The organism is Pseudomonas sp. DE0010 (assembly GCF_007680745.1).
GTDB classification, from domain to species: domain Bacteria; phylum Pseudomonadota; class Gammaproteobacteria; order Pseudomonadales; family Pseudomonadaceae; genus Aquipseudomonas; species Aquipseudomonas parafulva_B.
Map to the genome: position 1 here is coordinate 94,957 of NZ_VEJQ01000007.1, position 18,271 is coordinate 113,227.

General features: G+C 62.8%; 12 protein-coding genes. 4 read left to right on the plus strand and 8 right to left on the minus strand.

Annotated features, from left to right (window positions below; translation table 11 throughout):
• Positions 1–93: 93 nt before the first annotated feature.
• From FS767_RS07725 to FS767_RS07750, 6 genes are all read right to left on the minus strand, one after another.
• A complete protein-coding gene (locus FS767_RS07725; protein WP_144964759.1) occupies positions 94–1,275 on the minus strand; it encodes an NAD(P)/FAD-dependent oxidoreductase in 1,182 nt (393 codons plus the stop codon).
• Between the two features lie 147 nt (positions 1,276–1,422).
• On the minus strand, positions 1,423–2,760 hold the full coding sequence (gene dbpA, locus FS767_RS07730) for an ATP-dependent RNA helicase DbpA (RefSeq protein ID WP_240928486.1): 1,338 nt from the start codon (positions 2,758–2,760) through the stop codon (positions 1,423–1,425).
• A gap of 112 nt (positions 2,761–2,872) precedes the next feature.
• On the minus strand, positions 2,873–4,300 hold the full coding sequence (gene mdtD, locus FS767_RS07735) for a multidrug transporter subunit MdtD (protein ID WP_023533030.1): 1,428 nt from the start codon (positions 4,298–4,300) through the stop codon (positions 2,873–2,875).
• Positions 4,301–4,400: 100 nt separating this feature from the next.
• Complete coding sequence (locus FS767_RS07740) at positions 4,401–5,720, minus strand: TldD/PmbA family protein (RefSeq protein ID WP_144964761.1); 1,320 nt, start codon at positions 5,718–5,720, stop codon at positions 4,401–4,403.
• Positions 5,720–7,162: a TldD/PmbA family protein gene (locus tag FS767_RS07745; protein ID WP_144964762.1), complete on the minus strand. Its 1,443-nt coding sequence runs from the start codon at positions 7,160–7,162 to the stop codon at positions 5,720–5,722. Before FS767_RS07745 ends, FS767_RS07740 begins: the two co-directional genes overlap by 1 nt.
• Before the next feature lie 118 nt (positions 7,163–7,280).
• Entirely contained in the window at positions 7,281–7,652 is a 372-nt protein-coding gene (locus tag FS767_RS07750; protein ID WP_144964763.1) for a LysR substrate-binding domain-containing protein, read from the minus strand.
• 32 nt (positions 7,653–7,684) lie between these two features.
• Here FS767_RS07750 and FS767_RS07755 point away from each other — a divergent pair, with 32 nt between their 5' ends.
• Positions 7,685–8,335 carry a DMT family transporter gene (locus FS767_RS07755; protein WP_256674244.1) on the plus strand — a complete coding sequence of 217 codons (651 nt, stop codon included), beginning with the start codon at positions 7,685–7,687 and terminating at the stop codon, positions 8,333–8,335.
• 18 nt (positions 8,336–8,353) lie between these two features.
• Here FS767_RS07755 and FS767_RS07760 read toward each other — a convergent pair whose 3' ends face one another.
• Positions 8,354–10,156: an acyl-CoA dehydrogenase gene (locus tag FS767_RS07760; protein ID WP_144964764.1), complete on the minus strand. Its 1,803-nt coding sequence runs from the start codon at positions 10,154–10,156 to the stop codon at positions 8,354–8,356.
• 620 nt (positions 10,157–10,776) lie between these two features.
• Between FS767_RS07760 and FS767_RS07765 the strand changes: the two genes are divergently transcribed.
• The gene (locus FS767_RS07765) at positions 10,777–11,214 is read left to right on the plus strand and encodes a hypothetical protein (RefSeq protein WP_256674245.1); all 438 of its coding nucleotides are present in this window, start codon (positions 10,777–10,779) and stop codon (positions 11,212–11,214) included.
• Between the two features lie 145 nt (positions 11,215–11,359).
• Here the strand turns inward: FS767_RS07765 and putA are convergent, their stop codons facing one another.
• The gene (gene putA, locus FS767_RS07770) at positions 11,360–15,313 is read right to left on the minus strand and encodes a trifunctional transcriptional regulator/proline dehydrogenase/L-glutamate gamma-semialdehyde dehydrogenase (RefSeq protein WP_144964766.1); all 3,954 of its coding nucleotides are present in this window, start codon (positions 15,311–15,313) and stop codon (positions 11,360–11,362) included.
• A gap of 359 nt (positions 15,314–15,672) precedes the next feature.
• On the opposite strand from putA, the gene putP reads away from it, so the two are divergent.
• Positions 15,673–17,151, plus strand: a complete 1,479-nt coding sequence (gene putP, locus FS767_RS07775; protein ID WP_144964767.1) for a sodium/proline symporter PutP — start codon at positions 15,673–15,675, stop codon at positions 17,149–17,151.
• Positions 17,152–17,321: 170 nt separating this feature from the next.
• Complete coding sequence (locus tag FS767_RS07780) at positions 17,322–18,158, plus strand: 23S rRNA (adenine(2030)-N(6))-methyltransferase RlmJ (RefSeq protein WP_023532963.1); 837 nt, start codon at positions 17,322–17,324, stop codon at positions 18,156–18,158.
• Positions 18,159–18,271: the final 113 nt, after the last annotated feature.

Genomic DNA, 18,271 nt, shown 5'->3' on the forward strand with positions numbered 1-18,271 from the left:
CCGTAGCGATGAGCGGGGCCGCCAGGCGCCCCGCCACCCGCTATTGAGCACGTGCCAGCAAGAAGCGTTCCGTGCTGCGCGGTGGATTCTACCCTAGACGAACTGCGCTGCGGCGTTGGCCGATGCCCAAGCCCACTGGAAGTTGAAGCCGCCCAGGTGCCCCGTGACGTCCAGCACTTCACCGATGAAGTAAAGCCCCGGGCTCTTGAGCGACTCCATGGTCTTGGACGAGACCTCACGGGTGTCCACACCGCCCAGGGTCACTTCGGCAGTGCGGTAACCCTCGGTGCCGGCAGGCACCAGTTGCCAGCGTGCCAGCTTGTCGGCGATCAGGGCCAGTTCAGCCGGTGTGTACTGCTTCATCGGCTTGGATTCGAACCACTGCTCGGCCAGCAAAGTGGCCAGCTTGCGCGTGAACACCTCACCCAGCACGGTCTTGAGTTCAGCATTGCCGCGCTCGGTTTGCTGGGTCTGCAACCAGTCCAGCGCATCGCGGTCAGGCAGCAGGTTGATCTCAAGCGTATCGCCGGCTTCCCAGAACGAAGAGACCTGCAGGATCGCCGGGCCGCTCAGGCCCCGGTGGGTGAACAGCAGGTTTTCACGGAAGCTGGTGCCGTTGCAGCTGGCAGTGCAGTCCAGCGAGGTGCCGGACAGTTCGGTGCACATGGCCTTGAGCTGGGGCTCGGTGATGGTGAATGGCACCAGGCCCGCGCGGGTCGGCAGCAAGGTATGGCCGAACTGTCGGGCCACCTGGTAGCCGAAACCGGTTGCACCCAACGTCGGGATGGACAGACCACCCGTCGCGATCACCAGCGACTGGCAGGCAAATGGGCCGGCGCTGGTCTGCAGCAGGTAGCCATTGTCGGTCTTGTCGATCTGCTCGATGCTGGTGTGCATGCGGATCTGGGCGCCGGCCTCGTCGCACTCGGCCAGGAGCATGTCGAGGATGTCGCTGGCCTTGTTGTCGCAGAACAGCTGGCCGAGCTTTTTTTCGTGGTAGGGCACGTTGTGCTTGCACACCAGCTCGATGAAGTCCCACTGGGTGTAGCGAGCCAGGGCCGACTTGCAGAAGTGCGCGTTGTGCGACAGAAAGTTGCTCGGCTCGGTGTACAGGTTGGTGAAATTGCAGCGCCCGCCGCCGGACATCAGGATCTTCTTGCCTGGCTTGTTGGCGTGGTCGAGCAGCAGGACCCGGCGACCTCGGCGGGCGCTGAGCTGGGCACACATCAGGCCGGCAGCGCCTGCGCCCAGGATGATCACGTCGGTGGAGTGCACGGTGTTACCTCATCAATAGCCGAGGCCGCGTTGCGGCCCATCGCAGGCACGCCAGCGCCTACAGGGACGGCAACTGGCTGGAGGCCTGTGATGATCCTGTAGGGGCTGGCTTGTCTGCGATAGGCTGCAACGCGGCCCGAAAAAATGTCAGACGATGCGGACTTTCAGGGAGCGGCCCTTGATCTTGCCGCTATTCAAGCGTTGCATGGCCTGCTTGGCCAGCGCCCGCTCCACCGCCACAAACGCCTGGAAATCAAAGATCGCAATCTTGCCCACCTGCTTGCCGGGGATGCCGGCATCACCGGTCAGCGCACCGAGAATATCGCCCGGGCGCAGTTTGTCCTTGCGCCCGGCTGCGATGCACAACGTGCTCATGACCGGCAGCAGCGGCTCACCGCCCTTGTTCTTGAGGCTGTCCAACAGGTCCCAGCGCAGCGGGCTCTTCTGCAAGGCTTCGATGGCCTGGGCGCGATGGCCTTCGGCAGGTGCGACCAGGCTGACCGCGATACCCTTCTCGCCAGCGCGGCCGGTGCGGCCCACGCGGTGCACGTGGATTTCGGCATCACGCGCCAGCTCTACGTTGATGACCATGTCCAGGCCGTCGATATCCAGGCCACGGGCGGCCACATCGGTGGCCACCAGCACCGAGCTGCTGCGGTTGGCGAACATGGTCAGCACCTGGTCGCGATCACGCTGCTCCAGGTCACCGTGCAGCGCCTGGGCCACGATGCCCTTGGCCGTGAGGTGGGCCACCACGTCTTCGCACTGCTGCTTGGTGAAGCAGAATGCCACGCAGGACTGCGGGCGATAATGGCCCAGCACCCGGGTAACCGCTTCAAGGCGCTGTTCGGGAGCGATTTCGATGAAGCGCTGCTCGATCTGGTTGTCGGCATGCAGGCTTTCGACCCTGACCTGCTGCGGGTCGCGCATGAAATCGGCAGCCAGCTGCTTGATGCCGGAGGGGTAGGTGGCGGAGAACAGCAAGGTCTGACGGCGCGCTGGGGTCTTGGCGATGATGCTGGCGATGGCATCGAAGAAGCCCATGTCGAGCATGCGGTCGGCTTCGTCGAGGATCAGCGTGTTCAGGCCGCCCAAAACCAGCGTGCCCTTGTCCAGGTGCTGCTGGATGCGGCCCGGGGTGCCGACGATGATGTGCGCGCCGTGCTCCAGGGAGGCGATCTGCGGGCCCAGCGACACGCCGCCACACAGCGTCAGGATCTTGATGTTGTCTTCGGCACGGGCCAGGCGACGCAGTTCCTTGGCCACCTGGTCGGCGAGCTCGCGCGTAGGGCACAGCACCAGCGCCTGGCAGCCGAAGTACCGAGGGTTGATCGGGTTGAGCAAGCCGATACCGAAGGCGGCGGTCTTGCCGCTGCCAGTCTTGGCCTGGGCGATCAGGTCCTGGCCCTTGAGAATGACCGGCAGGCTCTGGGCCTGGATCGGCGTCATCGAGGTGTAGCCGAGGGCGTCCAGGTTGGCCAGCATGGCGGCGGACAACGGCAAGGTGGCAAAGGCGGTGGAATCGGTGGTCACGAGGCGGGCCTGCGGTGCGAAGCGAAAAATGCTGCACAGTCTACCAGCCCCGACGCCATTCGCCCTAAGACTCCACGTGCTCTTCCGGACGACGGGCACGCCTTCCGTCCGTCGGCGCCAGTTGCAGGAAGATGGCCGCCGCCAGCATGGCCATGATGCCGATGGTGAAGAACGTCAGCTGGAACGCACCCAGGGTGGTTTCCACGCCTTCGGCGCTGCCTGCTGCCGTGAAGCCGCCCAGCAGCGCGCCAGCACAAGCCACCCCCAGGCTCAGCGACAGCTGGGCGACCACCGACAACAAGCTGTTGCCGCTACTGGCGCTGGCATCGTCCAGGTCGATCAGCGTCACCGTGTTCATGGCGGTGAACTGCAGGGAGTTCACGGCGCCCAGCAGGCCAAGTTGCACCAGCAGCAACCAGTACGGGGTCTGCTCGTCCACCAGGCCCAGGCCAGCGAGCAGCACGCCCAGCAGCACCGTGTTGCCAGTCAGGATGATGCGGTAACCGAGCCGTTCTATCAGCGGCCTGGCGACGGACTTGGCGACCATGGCCGCCGCCGCCAAGGGGATCATGCTCATGCCCGCCTGGGCCGGTGAATACCCAAGCGCTACCTGAAGCAGCAGCGGTACCAGGAACGGCAGTGCACCGCTGCCCAGGCGGGCGAACAGGTTGCCCAGGATACCGATGGCGAAGGTACGTACGCGGAACAGGCTCGGAGAGAACAACGGCTCCGGGTCGCGCCCGGCTCGCAGCCAGTAGGCCGCCAGGCAGGCCATGCCGGCGAACAGCAGCAACATGACGCGCAAGTGCGGCAGGTGCAGCTCGCCCAGGCCTTCCATGGCGATGGTGATCAGCACCATCGCGGCGCCGAACAGCAAAAAGCCCGGCCCGTCGAACGTAGTGCGCTCGGCGCCGCGCAGGTCGGGTATGAACTTCCAGACGGCGTAACAGCCCAGCAGGCCGACCGGCAAGTTGAGCAGGAAGATCCAGTGCCAGCTCAGGATCTCCACCAGCCAGCCACCTACCGTCGGGCCCAGCAACGGCCCGAGCAGACCAGGGATGGTGATGAAGCTCATGATTCGCACCAGTTCGGTGCGAGGGTAGGCGCGCAGCACCACCAGCCGACCGACCGGCAGCATCAGCGCCCCGCCGAGCCCCTGCACGATCCGCGCGAAGATCAGAAAGCCCAGGCTATTGGCCACTGCGCACAGCAACGAGCCGAAACTGAACAGCAGGATGGCGCTGAAGAAGATGCGCTTGGTGCCGAAACGGTCGGCGATCCAGCCCGAGGCGGGGATCAGCAAGGCCACGGTGAGCATGTACGAAATGATCACACCCTGCATGCGCAAGGGGTCTTCGGCCAGGGAGCGGGCCATGGCGGGCAGCGCGGTGTTGAGAATGGTGCCGTCCAGCGACTGCATGAAGAAGGCGATCGCCACCACCCATGGCAGCCAGCGGGCGGTGATGGGGTCGAGCGGGGTGCGTTCGGGCATGACGTCCTCGTCTGTCTGTACTGGCCTCTCGACGGCAAGCGCCGCGCCTACGGGGCGGGGCAGGCGTGGCTAACGCCGTGAGATGGCCGGCAAAATCCAATCACAATGTCAGCGTCAGCGCTTTGACCAGCGCGCCGGGCAAATGACTCGATCCGGTGCTGCGTTGCCCGTAAGTGCTGGTCGACAGAATCAGCTCCCGCTCGCACGTCAACGCCTCCAGTTGCTCGCCCAGCAGGTTGTACAGGCTGTCATCGAAGCGCATCGTGTTGACCGGCCCCTGAATCTGCCCGTCCTGCACCCAGAACGTGGCGAAGCGGGTCAGGCCGGTCATGCGCGCTGCGGGCAGGTCGGAGTAGTTCAAGTACCACAGGTTGCTGATGTACAGGCCGGTGCCGAGCCGCTCCAGAACCTGTTCACGGGGTAATTGGCCGGGTGCGAGGCTGAGCGCGCAGGGCGACTCGTAGCTGTCGGCCCCGTTGGCCAGCACCCCGAACTCGGCCGCGCTGCGCGCGCAAGCCAGGCGTTGTGCTGGCTTGCCCTGCTCGATCAGCGCCACGTCCAGGCGCGGTGAGCCTTCGTCGGAGAACGCCGGGCTCAATGAACCGCTGACCTGCTCGGCGAAGCTGATCAGTGGGCTCAGGGTGGCGTCACCGCTGTACAGGCGCTGCAAGGCACTGCTGCCGGTCGCCAGGGCCTGCGCCGAGAAGCCGCCCCAGCACAGCATGCCGGCGATTTCGTCCATGGCCGCTGGCGCCAGGTAGGCGCGGTAGCTGCCCGGTTGCAGTACCACCGGCGCACGCCCCAGGTAGCCCAACTGCGCCCGAGCCTGACGCAGGCGGGCGGTGAAGTCGTCGGCACGCCATACCTGCCCGGCATAGTTGGCCTTGACCGCCTGGCCGCTCTCGTGGAACAGGCTCCAGTCGATGTTGAAGCTATTGGCCTGGTGCCAGCCAAAGGCACCGAACGAGCTGGCGAAACCGCGCCAGATCGGGCCTGCGGCATAAATACCGACCAGGTCCAGTTCACCGGCTTCCTGTTCCAGCAGGGCCAGCACCTCATTCAGCTCGGGCAGGGCCTGCGTCTGTTGGCTATCACTGCGCCAGGCACTTTCATCCAGCCTTAGGTACGGGTCTGCCGCCAGTAGCGGCAGCATCTGGCGCAGTTGCGACAGGGCGTCGAGCAGGCGCTGGCGGTCCAGGTGCGCATCACCGCTAAGGGTCACTTGTTGCTCAGCCTGACGACCAGCGTGCATCAAGCGCAGGTGAGCACTGGCCTGGCTCACCTCGCCCGCCTGACGAACCTTGGCATGGTTCAAGCGCACGAACTGCGAATGCTCGGCACTCAACCCCAGGGTGTAGTGTTCGCCTGCTTGCAGGGCAGCGCCCAGGGTGTCGATGAGGGATTGGAAGGCCTGTTTCATCATGCATCTCCTCCAAACACGTCGATGGCGCTGAACACGCAAGCTGGCGAGGCGTGGCCAACACGGATCACCTGGTTGGGCTCGCCCTTGCCACAATTGGGCGTCCCCAGGACCTGGAAGGTGCTGCGGTCGCCGACGGCGGTCAGGTTGCGCCAGAACCGTGCGGAGATGCCGCGGTAGTTGGGGTTCTTCACGATGCCCTTGAGTTCGCCATTTTCGATCAGTTGGCCCCATTCGCAGCCGAACTGGAACTTGTTGCGCGCATCGTCGATGGACCAGGACCGGTTGGTACGCATCAGGATGCCATGCTCGATACCTGCGATCAGCTGATCCAGGGACTGATCACCCGGCTCTATGTTCAGGTTCGCCATGCGGTCGATCGGCGCCCGGTTCCAGCCGCAGGCGCGGCTATTGGCCACGCCGCCAAGACCAGAGCGGAACTGGGAAAGGGCACCGCCCAGCGGGCGCAGCAGCACGCCGTCCTGAATGAGAAATTGCTTGCTGGCCGGCGTGCCATCGTCGTCGTGGCTGTAGCTGGCCAGCTCTTCGTTCAAGGTCGGGTCGAAGGTTACGTTCAGCAGGGAAGAGCCGTACTGCAACTGGCCAAAGTCACTGGCTTTGACGAAGCTGGTACCGGCGTAGTTGCGCTCATCGCCCAGGATGCGGTCCATCTCCAAGGGGTGCCCGATGGATTCGTGGATCTGCAGCATCATCTGGTCAGGCATCAACAGCAGGTCGCGTACGCCGCTGGGTGTGTTCGGCGCCTGCAGCAATTGCAGGGCCTGGTCGGCAACCTGCCGGGCCGAGCCCCTCAGGCCGCAGCGCTCGATGATTTCGAAGCCGCCCTGCTGACCGAAGTTCTCCCTGCCCAGGCTGCGGCTCTGGCTGTCCTGGCCATCGCTGGCCGTCACGGCCAGGCCAGGGAACAGAAAGCGCTGGGCCTGGCGCAGTTCGGCGCCGGCCGAGTTCAGGTAAGTCTGCTCGACCAGGCTCATGCCAAGGCTTGCCTGCCAGTCCACCAGGCGCGAGTCCGACGGCACGCTGGCCGATTCTTCGGCGAGCAAGCCGAGGCAGTCGGCAAGGCCCGGCATCGATTGGTCGAAATGAGGCGAAAGGTAATCGTGGCGCCCGGTCGGCACAGGCTGTTCGCGCAGGTCCAGCAGGCTGTAGCGGGCAATCTGTCGAGCGAGGGTTTCAGCCTGCTCCAATGCGCGCTGCAGGCCACTCTGGGACAGATCGGCCGTGGCGGCGTAGGCCTCCACACCGTTGATGCGCACGGTCAGCATGGCGCCCTCGTCCTGGCTCAAGGCAGGCGGTTCGGCAACGTTGCGGCGCACGGACAATGCCTGGTGCGACTGCCTGACATGGCGCAAGGAAAACAGATCGGCCGTGCTGCGCAGGGCGGCGAAGCGCTGGCGCAGCAGGGTACTGGAATCGAACATGGACAAGCCTCCGGATACACGGTGGCTCCCTGGAACCACGCGCTGGGCAATGCCGAGACGGGCCGCGCTGCGGGCTCGGGCAATGCCGGGTCATTATGGCAGCCTGCTGATATGCTGGTCAGGCATTAACGGGCGTTTGCGTTGCTGCGAGCTCTGAGTCGGCTTCTTTTTGAATCGCAGCCTTGAGCACTGCGTGCAGATGTACTGCCACAGGGTGCGCGGAGTCCGTCAGCAGGTAGATGCCGTGCGCCGGAAGCGTCGGCAGGTCCTGGTCATGCAAGAAGACCAGCGAGTCGTCGGCTTCGAGCTCCTCGACGATGCCGACTGCCAGGCCACTTTTGACACAGGCCAGTACGGCATGCCAGTTGGCACTTTCCAGCAGGATACGGTACGCAATGCCTTCGGCCTTCAATGCCTGGACCGCTGCCTCCCGGTAGGGACAGCCCTTTAGCTGCAATGCCAGAGGTAGCGGGCGGCTGTCATCGCGGATGAAGCCCTGTCCACATTGCCATACGCGGTGGCTTGCCTGCGGGGATAGCCGCCATCATCTGCGCGCTGCAGCCCCTGATCACGGCGGCGATGGGTAGTGCGGATCAGCAGGAGCGAAGCGGCAGGCAGGAGTGGCTTGGGCTGGTACTCGGGTTTGCCGGGGTCAGTGTGGTGATTCTTGGTGAATACAGCTTGTCTTCAACTCGGCTCGAGCCATGGCTGTATGCGCTGCCGCTGATTGCCGCGATCACGTTATCGATTGCCACCGTTTACCAACGGCGACAGTCGGTCATGGGCACGGATCACAGTAAAGAGGGCTTGTTGATGCCGCTCTTCCTGCAATCGAGCGCGACGCTGGTACTGCTCAGTGTCACGGGAGTGCCGTTGCGCCTGATCGAGCTGCCCAGCAGTGCTCAGGTATGGGTGGCGGTGGCGTGGTTGACCTTGTTTTCGACCTTCATCGCCTACCTGAGCCTGTGGATACTCTTGACCAAACTGTCGGCAACACGGGTGTCCGCGTTGGTTTACCTGGAACCCCCTGTAACGCTCATTTGGGCGGCGTTGATGTTCGGCGATGCCATTCATTGGACGACCAACCTGGGTATCGCGATAGTCGCCACTGGCATTGCCATCACCCGTACCGCTCGACGTGTGCCGTCAGCAGGGGAGTGCCCGCAACGATGAGCGGGCCTGAGCCGTTTTCTAGAACCACTCTTGTTGCATGTTCAAGCTGGTGTCATCGCGCGCTTCAAGCAAGGCCAGGTCTGCATGGCAGCCCGGTATTTCGCAGGTCAGGAAATACCGGGCTGCCTGCAGCTTGCCGAGGTAGAAGTCGCGGTCAGCCGCGGCGCGCTGAAGCAGACCGAGTTCGGCATGAATCGCCTGTTCCAGCCAGCGCCAGCCAATCACGCAATGGCCGAAGACCTTCAGGTAAAGGGCCGAGTTGGCCAGGGCGCCGGCGACCTTGCCCTGGGCCAGGTCGCCAAGCAGGGCCAGGGTGACACCTTGCAAGCGATTGACCAACTGTTCCAGTGGCTGGCGCAGCGAGTCGAGGTTGGGGTGATGGCTGGCGCGCTCACCAGTGACAGCGATCAGGCGCATCAAGTGCTTGAGCCCGGCACCCCCGTTCTGGGCCAGCTTGCGGCCCAGCAGATCGAGCGACTGGATGCCCTCGGTCCCTTCGTGGATGGGGTTCAGGCGATTGTCACGGTAATACTGCTCGACCGGGTACTCCCGGGTGTAGCCGTGGCCGCCGAGAATCTGGATGGCCAGTTCGTTCGCTTTCAGGCAATACGCCGAGGGCCAGGATTTGACGATGGGCGTCAACAGGTCGAGAAGCGCCTGGGCCTGCTGGCGAGTGTTTTCATCGGGCGCCGTGTGGGTATCGTCGAACAGGCGCGCCGCATACAAGCCCAGGTCGAAAGCGCCTTCCACATAGGCCTTTTGTGCAAGCAGCATCCTTTTGACATCGGTGTGCTCGATGATCGGGATGGCCGGGGTTTGCGGGTCCTTGTTGTCGGCTGATCGGCCCTGTGGGCGCTGCCGCGCATAGTCCAGCGAGTACAGGTAACCGGCGTAACCGAGCATCACCGCGCCCATGCCGACGCCGATGCGTGCTTCGTTCATCATCTGGAACATGCAGGCCAGGCCTTGGTGTGGCTGGCCGACCAGATAGCCCACGCACTGGCCGTTGTCGCCGAAGTTCAGCGCTGTAGATGTGGTGCCGCGCCAGCCCATCTTGTGAAACAGCCCCGCCAGCACTACGTCATTGCGCGAGCCCCGGCTGCCGTCGGGCTCGACCAAGTACTTGGGCACGATGAACAGCGAGATGCCTTTGACCCCTGGTGGGGCATCCGGCAGTTTGGCCAGGACCATGTGCACGATGTTTTCCGACAGCTCATGGTCACCGCCGGAGATGAAAATCTTGTTGCCCCGCAGCCGGTAGCTGCCGTCACCGGTCGGTTCTGCGCGGGTGCGGATGTCAGCCAGCGATGAGCCGGCGTGGGGTTCGGTCAGGGCCATGGTGCCGAAGTAGCGGCCCTCGATCATCGGTTGTAGGTACAGACGCTTTTGTTCTTCGCTGCCGAAGCTCTCGATCAGGTTGGCCGCGCCCATGGTCAGGAACGGGTAGGCGGTGGTGCCGGCGTTCGCAGCCTGAAAATGGGCAAAGCAGGCTTGTGACACCAAGCTGGGCAACTGCATGCCCCCGACCTCGAAGTCGCGATTGGCGTTGAGGAACCCGGCTTCAAGAAAGGCATCGACAGCAGGCTTGACCTCGGGGATCAGCTCGGCGCGGCCGTCTACGTAGCGCGGTTCGTTTTCGTCAGCTTTGCGGTTGTGGGGGGCGAAATATTTCTCGGCGATGGTGCGCGCAGTGGTCAGCGCAGCGTCGAAGGTTTCACGGCTGTGCTCGGCAAAGCGCGGGCGTTGGGTCAGGGCTTCGGCGTCGAGGACTTCGTAGAGCTCGAAGGCCAGGTTGCGAGGGCTGAGCAGGGTCTCGGGCATGGGGCGGTCCTAGAGCGGGCTTGGTGCGAGTCTAGGATTGGCCGAACAGGGCTGGCTACCATGATTGATTCAGATGATGTTCAGTCACAGATTCTCGTATTTGGAACGTCTGATGTTGGTTGACGGGGCGAAGGGGCTGGGTTGAGTGAGCGTCAAGAGAAGCGGGTGTTAACAGTAATAGTGCAGCACCTGTGAGATCAAAAGGCATGCATCTGTCAGCCTTGGAACCTTTCAAGCTCTGATGTTCCACTGACGGCATGAAGAATTGGAGGCATCTGAGACTTGTTCGGAGAAGTCAGCAGGAAGCTAGCTTCCTGCGTGCGTTGCAGAAACTTCCTACGACCTCGAGGGGATGAGGGGCGTATTTTTTCGAGCGAGGGGAAAGACTATGCCAATACCCGTAGGCTTGTAAGTCAGAGGTGGGTACCGTTGGGTGAAAATGAGCGGAGTTTCGTCAGGTTATCGGCTATACATCGATATGGCGATGTACGACAGATAACGCAGAACTATGTACAGGCTGACGATGCATGGGCGATCACGGGGCAGTCTTGGCACTGGCGTCCTGTGGTGCCTGACGAGGAGTATGAGTATAGAGGGAGCGCCTATTGATGGTCTCAAATATGAATAAGCAACGATCTATATACTTGTTTTGGGCAGGTATGGATGCTTTTTATATTGTTTTGTACATCTTGCGTAGTGTCGCCCGAGGCGCAATACCTTTTTGGTCAGATTTGAACAGTGGTCTTGAAGTGGTGCGGAGTTGGGGTGGTCCAGGATTTTTGATTTGGATCGGGCTGTTTTTACAGCTTTCAGTTATTGTTACATGTGTGAGTTTTTTCAAGTATCAAAAATTCGCGGTGTTTTTGGCGGTGGTGCAGATGCCATTCAGATTGTTCTTCATTGTTCCTTCAATTTCGGTGGTTTTGCTCTTGCCTATGGTAGTTGCTGGCATCAATAGCTGGATATGGGTTGGGTTGTTAATTGCCTCAGAGGCGATTAAGGGATGGAGTATCTGGCGGCTTTGGCGTACCTCTGGATCGCCTATCCTGGAAAGATAGTGTGGCCGATGCCACGGGCGGCGTTCGGTCTCCGGCGCTGCAAAGGGGGAATGTGAGACTGTCTGCCCATCCCCAGCCTCAAGTCATGCACTCCATAAAAAAGGGAGAGCCGAAGCTCTCCCTTTTTCTTCAACAACCCTCAGCCTCAGCCAATGGTCATCAAGCTGGCGTTACCCCCAGCCGCCGCAGTGTTCACACTCACCGCACGCTCGATCACCAGGCGCTCCAGTGCAATCTGATGATCGCCGCTGGACAAGCCGTGTACGCCGACAATCGCCCCGGCACGCTTGGCCACCTGCTGGCAGACACTGCGCAGCTGGTCCGAATCGCCGTGATGGATCACGGCATCGAACGCCACTTCGTCCTTGCTCCAGTCCGGTACCAGCTTCACCTTGGCCTGCAGTTCGCGTGGCAGGCGGGCGCGCAGGGCCTTGCCTGGTTCGCCGTCGGCCCACACCGCCGAGCTGCCTACCGCCAGCACGGCAGCGAACTGCGCCAGCAGGTCGGTTTCGTTGTCCGCCAGGCACAGCACGTGTTCGCGCGGCAGGATGGTGTAAGTGTTGCGCTCGCCAGTCGGGCCTGGCAGCAGACGGGCGATACCGCTCTGCGACTGGCTGGCGAACTGGCTGCACAGCACGGCGAGGTCGGACAGCTGATTGCTCTCGGCCCAGGCCTTCAGCGCATGGAGCGGCTTGACAAGCTGCTCGTGCAGCGCGCGGTCTGGCTTGGCTTCGCCGTCCTGGTGCTGGAAGTGGCTGCCGATGGCGTCCGCCGGGCGGGTCGACAGCAGGCGGTACAGGTACAGCGGGCCGCCGGCTTTGGGGCCAGTGCCCGACAAGCCTTCGCCACCGAACGGCTGTACGCCTACGACGGCACCGACGATGTTGCGGTTGACGTACAGGTTGCCGGCATGGGCCGACTCGACCACCTTGGCAATGGTTTCGTCGATACGCGTGTGCACACCCAGGGTCAGGCCGTAGCCCGAATTGTTGATCTGTTCGATCAACTGGTCCAGGTTGCGGCGGTTGTAGCGCACTACGTGCAGTACTGGGCCGAAGATCTCGCGCTTGAGCTCGTCGAAGCTGTCCAGTTCGATCAAGGTTGGCATCACGAAGGTGCCGCGCTTGATTTCGGCGCTGTCGGCAATCGCCACCTGATAGACCGAGCGGCCTTTCTCGCGCATGCCCTGGATGTGCTTCTCGATGCCAGCCTTGGCTTCAGCGTCGATCACCGGGCCGATGTCCACGGCCAGGCGATCCGGGCAACCGAGCCGGCTTTCGGCCATGGCGCCCTTGAGCATCTCGATCACGCGGTCGGCGGAGTCTTCCTGCAGGCACAGTACGCGCAGCGCGGAGCAACGCTGGCCGGCACTGTCGAAGGCCGAGGACACGACATCGATCACCACCTGCTCGGTCAGTGCCGAGGAGTCGACGATCATCGCGTTCTGGCCGCCGGTTTCGGCGATCAGTGGCACTGGGCGACCCTGGTTGTCCAGGCGGCCGGCCACGTTGCGTTGCAGCAGACGCGCCACTTCGGTGGAGCCGGTGAACATCACGCCCTTGACGCGCTCGTCACCCACCAGGCCAGCACCGACGGTTTCGCCGCGGCCCGGCAGCAGTTGCAGGACACCTTCCGGAATGCCTGCTTCCAGCAGCAGGCGCACGGCCTGGGCGGCGATCAGCGGGGTTTGCTCGGCAGGCTTGGCCAATACTGGGTTGCCGGCGGCCAAGGCTGCGGCTACCTGGCCAGTGAAGATCGCCAGCGGGAAGTTCCATGGGCTGATGCACACCACAGGGCCCAATGGGCGGTAGGCATCGTTGCTCAGGTCGTTGCGCGCCTGGACGGCGTAGTAGCGCAGGAAGTCGACGGCTTCGCGCACTTCGGCAATGGCGTTGGCAAAGGTCTTGCCGGCTTCGCGGATCAACAGACCCATCAGGGGCTGGATCTCGGCTTCCATCAGGTCGGCCGTGCGTTCCAGGATGGCGGCGCGCTCGGCTGGCGGGGTGGCCTGCCAGATGGGCGCTGCGTTGAGTGCGCACTGGATGGCATTGTCGACGTCTGCAACGGTCGCTTCCTGAACGTGGCCGACCACATCGCGGTGATCGGCAGGGTTCAGCACCGGCGTTGCCGCACTGTCACTGGCGGTGCAGGCCAGCAGCGGACCGGCTTTCCAGTCGTTGTTGGCGGTGGCCAGCATGGCGCAGGACAGCGAAGCCAGGCGGTGTTCGTTGGCCATGTCGATGCCTGCGGAGTTGGCCCGCTCGGTGCCGTACAGGTCACGTGGCAGCGGAATGCGGGGGTGTGGCAAGCCGATGCGGCCTTCCTGGGTACCCATGCGCTCGATGCTGGTAACAGGGTCGGCGACCAGTTCCTGGATGGAAATGGACTGGTCGGCGATGCGGTTGACGAACGAGGTGTTCGCGCCGTTTTCCAGCAGGCGGCGAACCAGGTAGGCCAGCAGGGTTTCGTGGGTGCCGACCGGCGCATACACGCGGCAAGGGCGGTTCAGCTTGCCGTCGGCGATCTTGCCGACCACCTGTTCGTACAGCGGCTCACCCATGCCGTGCAGACACTGGAACTCGTACTGGCCGGGGTAGTAGTTCTGCCCGGCGATCTGGTAGATGGCCGACAGGGTGTGGGCGTTGTGCGTGGCGAACTGCGGGTAGATAGCCTCGGGCACAGCCAGCAGCTTGCGCGCGCAGGCCACGTACGACACGTCGGTGTAGACCTTGCGGGTGTAAACCGGGTAGCCCTCCAGGCCTTCGACTTGGGCGCGCTTGATCTCGCTGTCCCAGTAGGCACCTTTTACCAGGCGGATCATCAGGCGGTGGCGGCTGCGCTTGGCCAGGTCGATCACGTAGTCGATTACATACGGGCAGCGCTTCTGGTACGCCTGGATCACGAAGCCGATACCGTTCCAGCCGGCCAGCGCGGGCTCAAAGCACAGGCGCTCGAGCAGGTCCAGGGACAGCTCAAGGCGATCGGCTTCCTCGGCATCGATGTTCAGGCCGATGTCGTATTGCTTGGCCAGCAGGGTCAGGGACAGCAGGCGCGGGTACAGCTCTTCCATCACCCGCTCGTACTGGGCACGGCTGTAGCGTGGGTGCAGGGCCGAGAGCTTGATGGAGATGCCCGGGCCTTCATAGATGCCACGGCCGTTGGAAGCCTTGCCGATCGAGTGGATGGCTTGCTCATAGGATGCCAGGTACTTCTGGGCATCATGCTCGGTGAGTGCTGCTTCACCGAGCATGTCATAGGAATAACGGAAGCCCTTGGACTCGAAGCGTGTGGCATTGGCCAGTGCTTCGGCGATGGTTTCGCCGGTGACGAACTGCTCGCCCATCAAGCGCATGGCCATGTCCACGCCCTTGCGGATCATCGGCTCGCCGCTCTTGCCGATGATACGGGTCAGCGAGGAGGTCAGCCCGGATTCGTTGTGGGTGCTTACCAGCCTGCCCGTCAGCAACAGGCCCCAGGTGGCGGCGTTGACGAACAGCGACGGGCTGTTGCCCAGGTGCGGCTGCCAGTTGCCGGTGCTGATCTTGTCGCGGATCAGGGCATCGCGGGTGCCTTTGTCGGGGATGCGCAGCAGCGCTTCGGCCAGGCACATCAGCGCCACACCTTCCTGCGAAGACAACGAGAATTCCTGCAGCAGGCCTTGAACGATGCCGGCCCGGCCACCGGTGCTCTTCTGGTTGCGCAGCTTCTCGGCGATGCCGGCAGCCATCTTGTTGGCCGCGTCGGCAAGCGGAGCGCTCAGGCGCGCCTGCTCCAGCAGCATCGGCACCATTTCCTGCTCGGGCCGGCGGTAGGCTGCGGTAATGGCCGAGCGCAGGACCGACTGCGGCAGGATGCTTTCGGCGAATTCCATGAAGCTCTGGTGACCTTGCTCGGGCTGTACATCGCCGGCTTCATCGCTCAGGCCCAGGGCCTGGCCACTGATTTCGGTCAGGGTCGCGCCACCCTCGAGCTTCTCCAGGTAGCTGAAGATCGCTTGCTTGATCAACCAATGCGGCGTGCGGTCCACGGACAGCGCAGCGGCCTTGAGTCGTTCACGGGTAGGGTCGTCGAGTTTGACCCCAAGGGTGGTCGTCGCCATTTCTTATCCTCATTATTGCCACGAGTGCGGCTTAAGCTGGCGACAAGATTATCTGTAGGAAAACGCGGGTGCAACCAGGTGCAACCCTAAAATGTCGCGAATAAGGTGCAACTCGTCAGGCTGTCGTTTTTAGTGAGGGTCAAAGCGTCAAGTCGGCAAGATTTTGTTCTATAAAAGGGCAGCGCCTGCTTCATTAGGGAGCAAAAACGGGGCTTTGTCTGAAAAAGCATACTTGGGTGCAACTTCACAGTGAAAAATGGTTGCACCGGATTTATGTTGTTGAATAGCATCTGCCGCCTGGGTGCAACCACCAACGATGTGGGTGCGCATGAGATAACAACAAACGCCAGGGCCAACACATGGGTAATCCGTTAACGATCACATTCGTGATCTACATCGCAGCAATGGTGCTGATCGGCTTCGCTGCCTACCGCGCCACCAAGAACCTTTCCGACTACATCCTTGGCGGTCGCAGCCTTGGCAGCGTGGTCACCGCGTTGTCGGCCGGTGCGTCCGACATGAGTGGTTGGCTGCTGATGGGCCTGCCCGGCGCCATCTATTTCGCAGGGCTGTCCGAAGTCTGGATCGCCATCGGCCTTACCGTCGGCGCCTACCTGAACTGGCTGTTCGTTGCCGGTCGCCTGCGCGTGCAGACCGAGCACAACGGCGATGCGCTCACCCTGCCGGACTATTTCTCCAGCCGTTTCGAAGACAAGTCTGGCCTGCTGCGAATCATCTCGGCCATCGTCATCTTGGTGTTCTTCACCATCTATTGTGCGTCTGGCATCGTGGCCGGTGCCCGCCTGTTCGAAAGCACCTTCGGCATGTCTTACGAGACAGCGCTGTGGGCAGGGGCTGCGGCCACTATCGCCTACACCTTCATTGGCGGCTTTCTGGCCGTGAGCTGGACCGATACCGTCCAGGCGTCGCTGATGATCTTTGCGTTGATCCTGACACCGGTGATCGTGTTGATCTCCACCGGTGGCTTCGACCAGACCTTCGCCGCCATCGAAGCCGTCAACCCGGCTCACTTCGACCTGCTCAAAGGTGCCAGCTTCATCGGGATCATCTCGCTGATGGGTTGGGGCCTGGGTTACTTCGGTCAGCCCCATATTCTGGCGCGCTTCATGGCCGCCGATTCGGTGAAGTCCATCGCCAAGGCGCGCCGCATCTCCATGACCTGGATGATCCTGTGCCTGGCCGGTACCTGCGCCGTCGGTTTCTTCGGCATCGCCTATTTCTCGGCCCACCCTGAGGTGGCCGGGCCAGTGAATGAAAACCACGAGCGCGTATTCATCGAGCTGGCGAAGATCCTGTTCAACCCGTGGGTCGCCGGCGTCCTGCTGTCGGCCATCCTGGCGGCGGTGATGAGTACCTTGAGTTGCCAACTGCTGGTGTGCTCGAGTGCGCTGACCGAAGACTTCTACAAGGCCTTCCTGCGCAAGAATGCCTCCCAGCGAGAACTGGTGTGGGTCGGTCGTCTGATGGTACTGGCCGTGGCCTTGATCGCCATTGCCATGGCTGCCAATCCTGAAAACCGCGTGCTGGGCCTGGTGGCCTATGCCTGGGCCGGCTTCGGTGCTGCATTCGGCCCTGTCGTGCTGATCTCGGTGCTGTGGAAGGGCATGACGCGCAATGGTGCGCTGGCCGGTATCGTGGTGGGTGCACTGACCGTGATCCTGTGGAAAAGCTTCGACACCATGGGCCTGTACGAAATCATCCCTGGCTTCCTGTTCGCCAGCATCGCAATCGTCCTGGTGAGCAAGCTGGGCCGCCCATCGCAGGCGATGGTCAGCCGCTTCGAAACGGCTGATGCGGCTTATCACGCTGACAAGTGACAGCCGCTAAGGTTCGCTGCTAGCTGAAAGCCGGACCCGCCCAGCAGTGTCCGCACGGCCTTTGAGGGTTCGTGCAGCACTGCGGTGGCGGGTTCGTTGTTTTCTGGCGACCGTCAGGCCTGACGTCGTTTGCCAGGCAGGGTAAACTTGCGTCCTGCGCAGGAGTTGCCATGAACTATCGTCACGCCTTCCATGCCGGCAACCATGCCGACGTTCTCAAACATATCGTGCTGACCCGCCTCATCGCCCTGATGTCGCGCAAGGAGCAACCATTCGCCTACCTCGACACCCATGCCGGGCTGGGGCTGTACGACCTCAAGGGTGATCAGGCGAGCCGAACCGGTGAGTACCTCGAGGGGGTCGCGCGTTTGTGGAACCGTGATGACCTGCCGGCCATGACCGCCGATTACCTGCGCGTCATCAAGCGCCTGAATGCCGATGGCGAGCTGCGCTACTACCCAGGATCCCCTGAATTGGCGCGTCGCCTGATGCGCCAGCAGGACCGCGCCTTGCTCAACGAGAAGCACCCCGAGGACGGGCCGCTGCTCAAGGAAAACATGAAGAAGGATCCGCGCGTGTTCGTGCACCTGGGCGAGGGCTGGCACGTGCCGCGAGCCTTGTTGCCCGTGCAGGAGAAGCGCGCGGTCATGCTCATCGACCCGCCGTTCGAGCAGGCTGATGAGCTGAAGCGTTGCACGGCTGCGATGAAGGAAGCCATTGGTCGGATGCGCCAGACGGTGGTGGCCATCTGGTACCCGATCAAGGACCAGCGCTCGCTGACCCGTTTCTATCAGGACCTCACCAGCACTGGCGCGCCCAAGCTGTTGCGTGTCGAGCTGTATGTGCATCACCAGGACAGCCCGCAGGGCCTCAATGGATCCGGGCTGGCCATCGCCAACCCGCCTTGGGGGCTGGAAGATGAGCTCAAGGAACTGCTGCCTTGGCTAGCCCGGGAATTGGCGCAGACCGAGGGCAGCTACCGCATGGATTGGCTGATCGCCGAATGAGGCCTGGCGGTCGCTGACGGGCCCATTGCGGCCGCCCCGGCTAGGCCGCGCCAGTGACCGCGTGATGGGTGAGCTGCGGGATTGCCGTGTTTGTAGAGTTTGTGCCCTGGCCA

Coding starts and splice junctions, on each gene's coding strand:
- dbpA (WP_240928486.1), bottom strand. CDS start 2,760: ATGCTGGCCAACCTGGACGCCCTCGGCTACACCTCGATGACGCCGATC.
- mdtD (WP_023533030.1), bottom strand. CDS start 4,300: ATGCCCGAACGCACCCCGCTCGACCCCATCACCGCCCGCTGGCTGCCA.
- FS767_RS07740 (WP_144964761.1), bottom strand. CDS start 5,720: ATGAAACAGGCCTTCCAATCCCTCATCGACACCCTGGGCGCTGCCCTG.
- FS767_RS07745 (WP_144964762.1), bottom strand. CDS start 7,162: ATGTTCGATTCCAGTACCCTGCTGCGCCAGCGCTTCGCCGCCCTGCGC.
- FS767_RS07760 (WP_144964764.1), bottom strand. CDS start 10,156: ATGCCCGAGACCCTGCTCAGCCCTCGCAACCTGGCCTTCGAGCTCTAC.
- FS767_RS07765 (WP_256674245.1), top strand. CDS start 10,777: ATGAATAAGCAACGATCTATATACTTGTTTTGGGCAGGTATGGATGCT.
- putA (WP_144964766.1), bottom strand. CDS start 15,313: ATGGCGACGACCACCCTTGGGGTCAAACTCGACGACCCTACCCGTGAA.
- putP (WP_144964767.1), top strand. CDS start 15,673: ATGGGTAATCCGTTAACGATCACATTCGTGATCTACATCGCAGCAATG.
- FS767_RS07780 (WP_023532963.1), top strand. CDS start 17,322: ATGAACTATCGTCACGCCTTCCATGCCGGCAACCATGCCGACGTTCTC.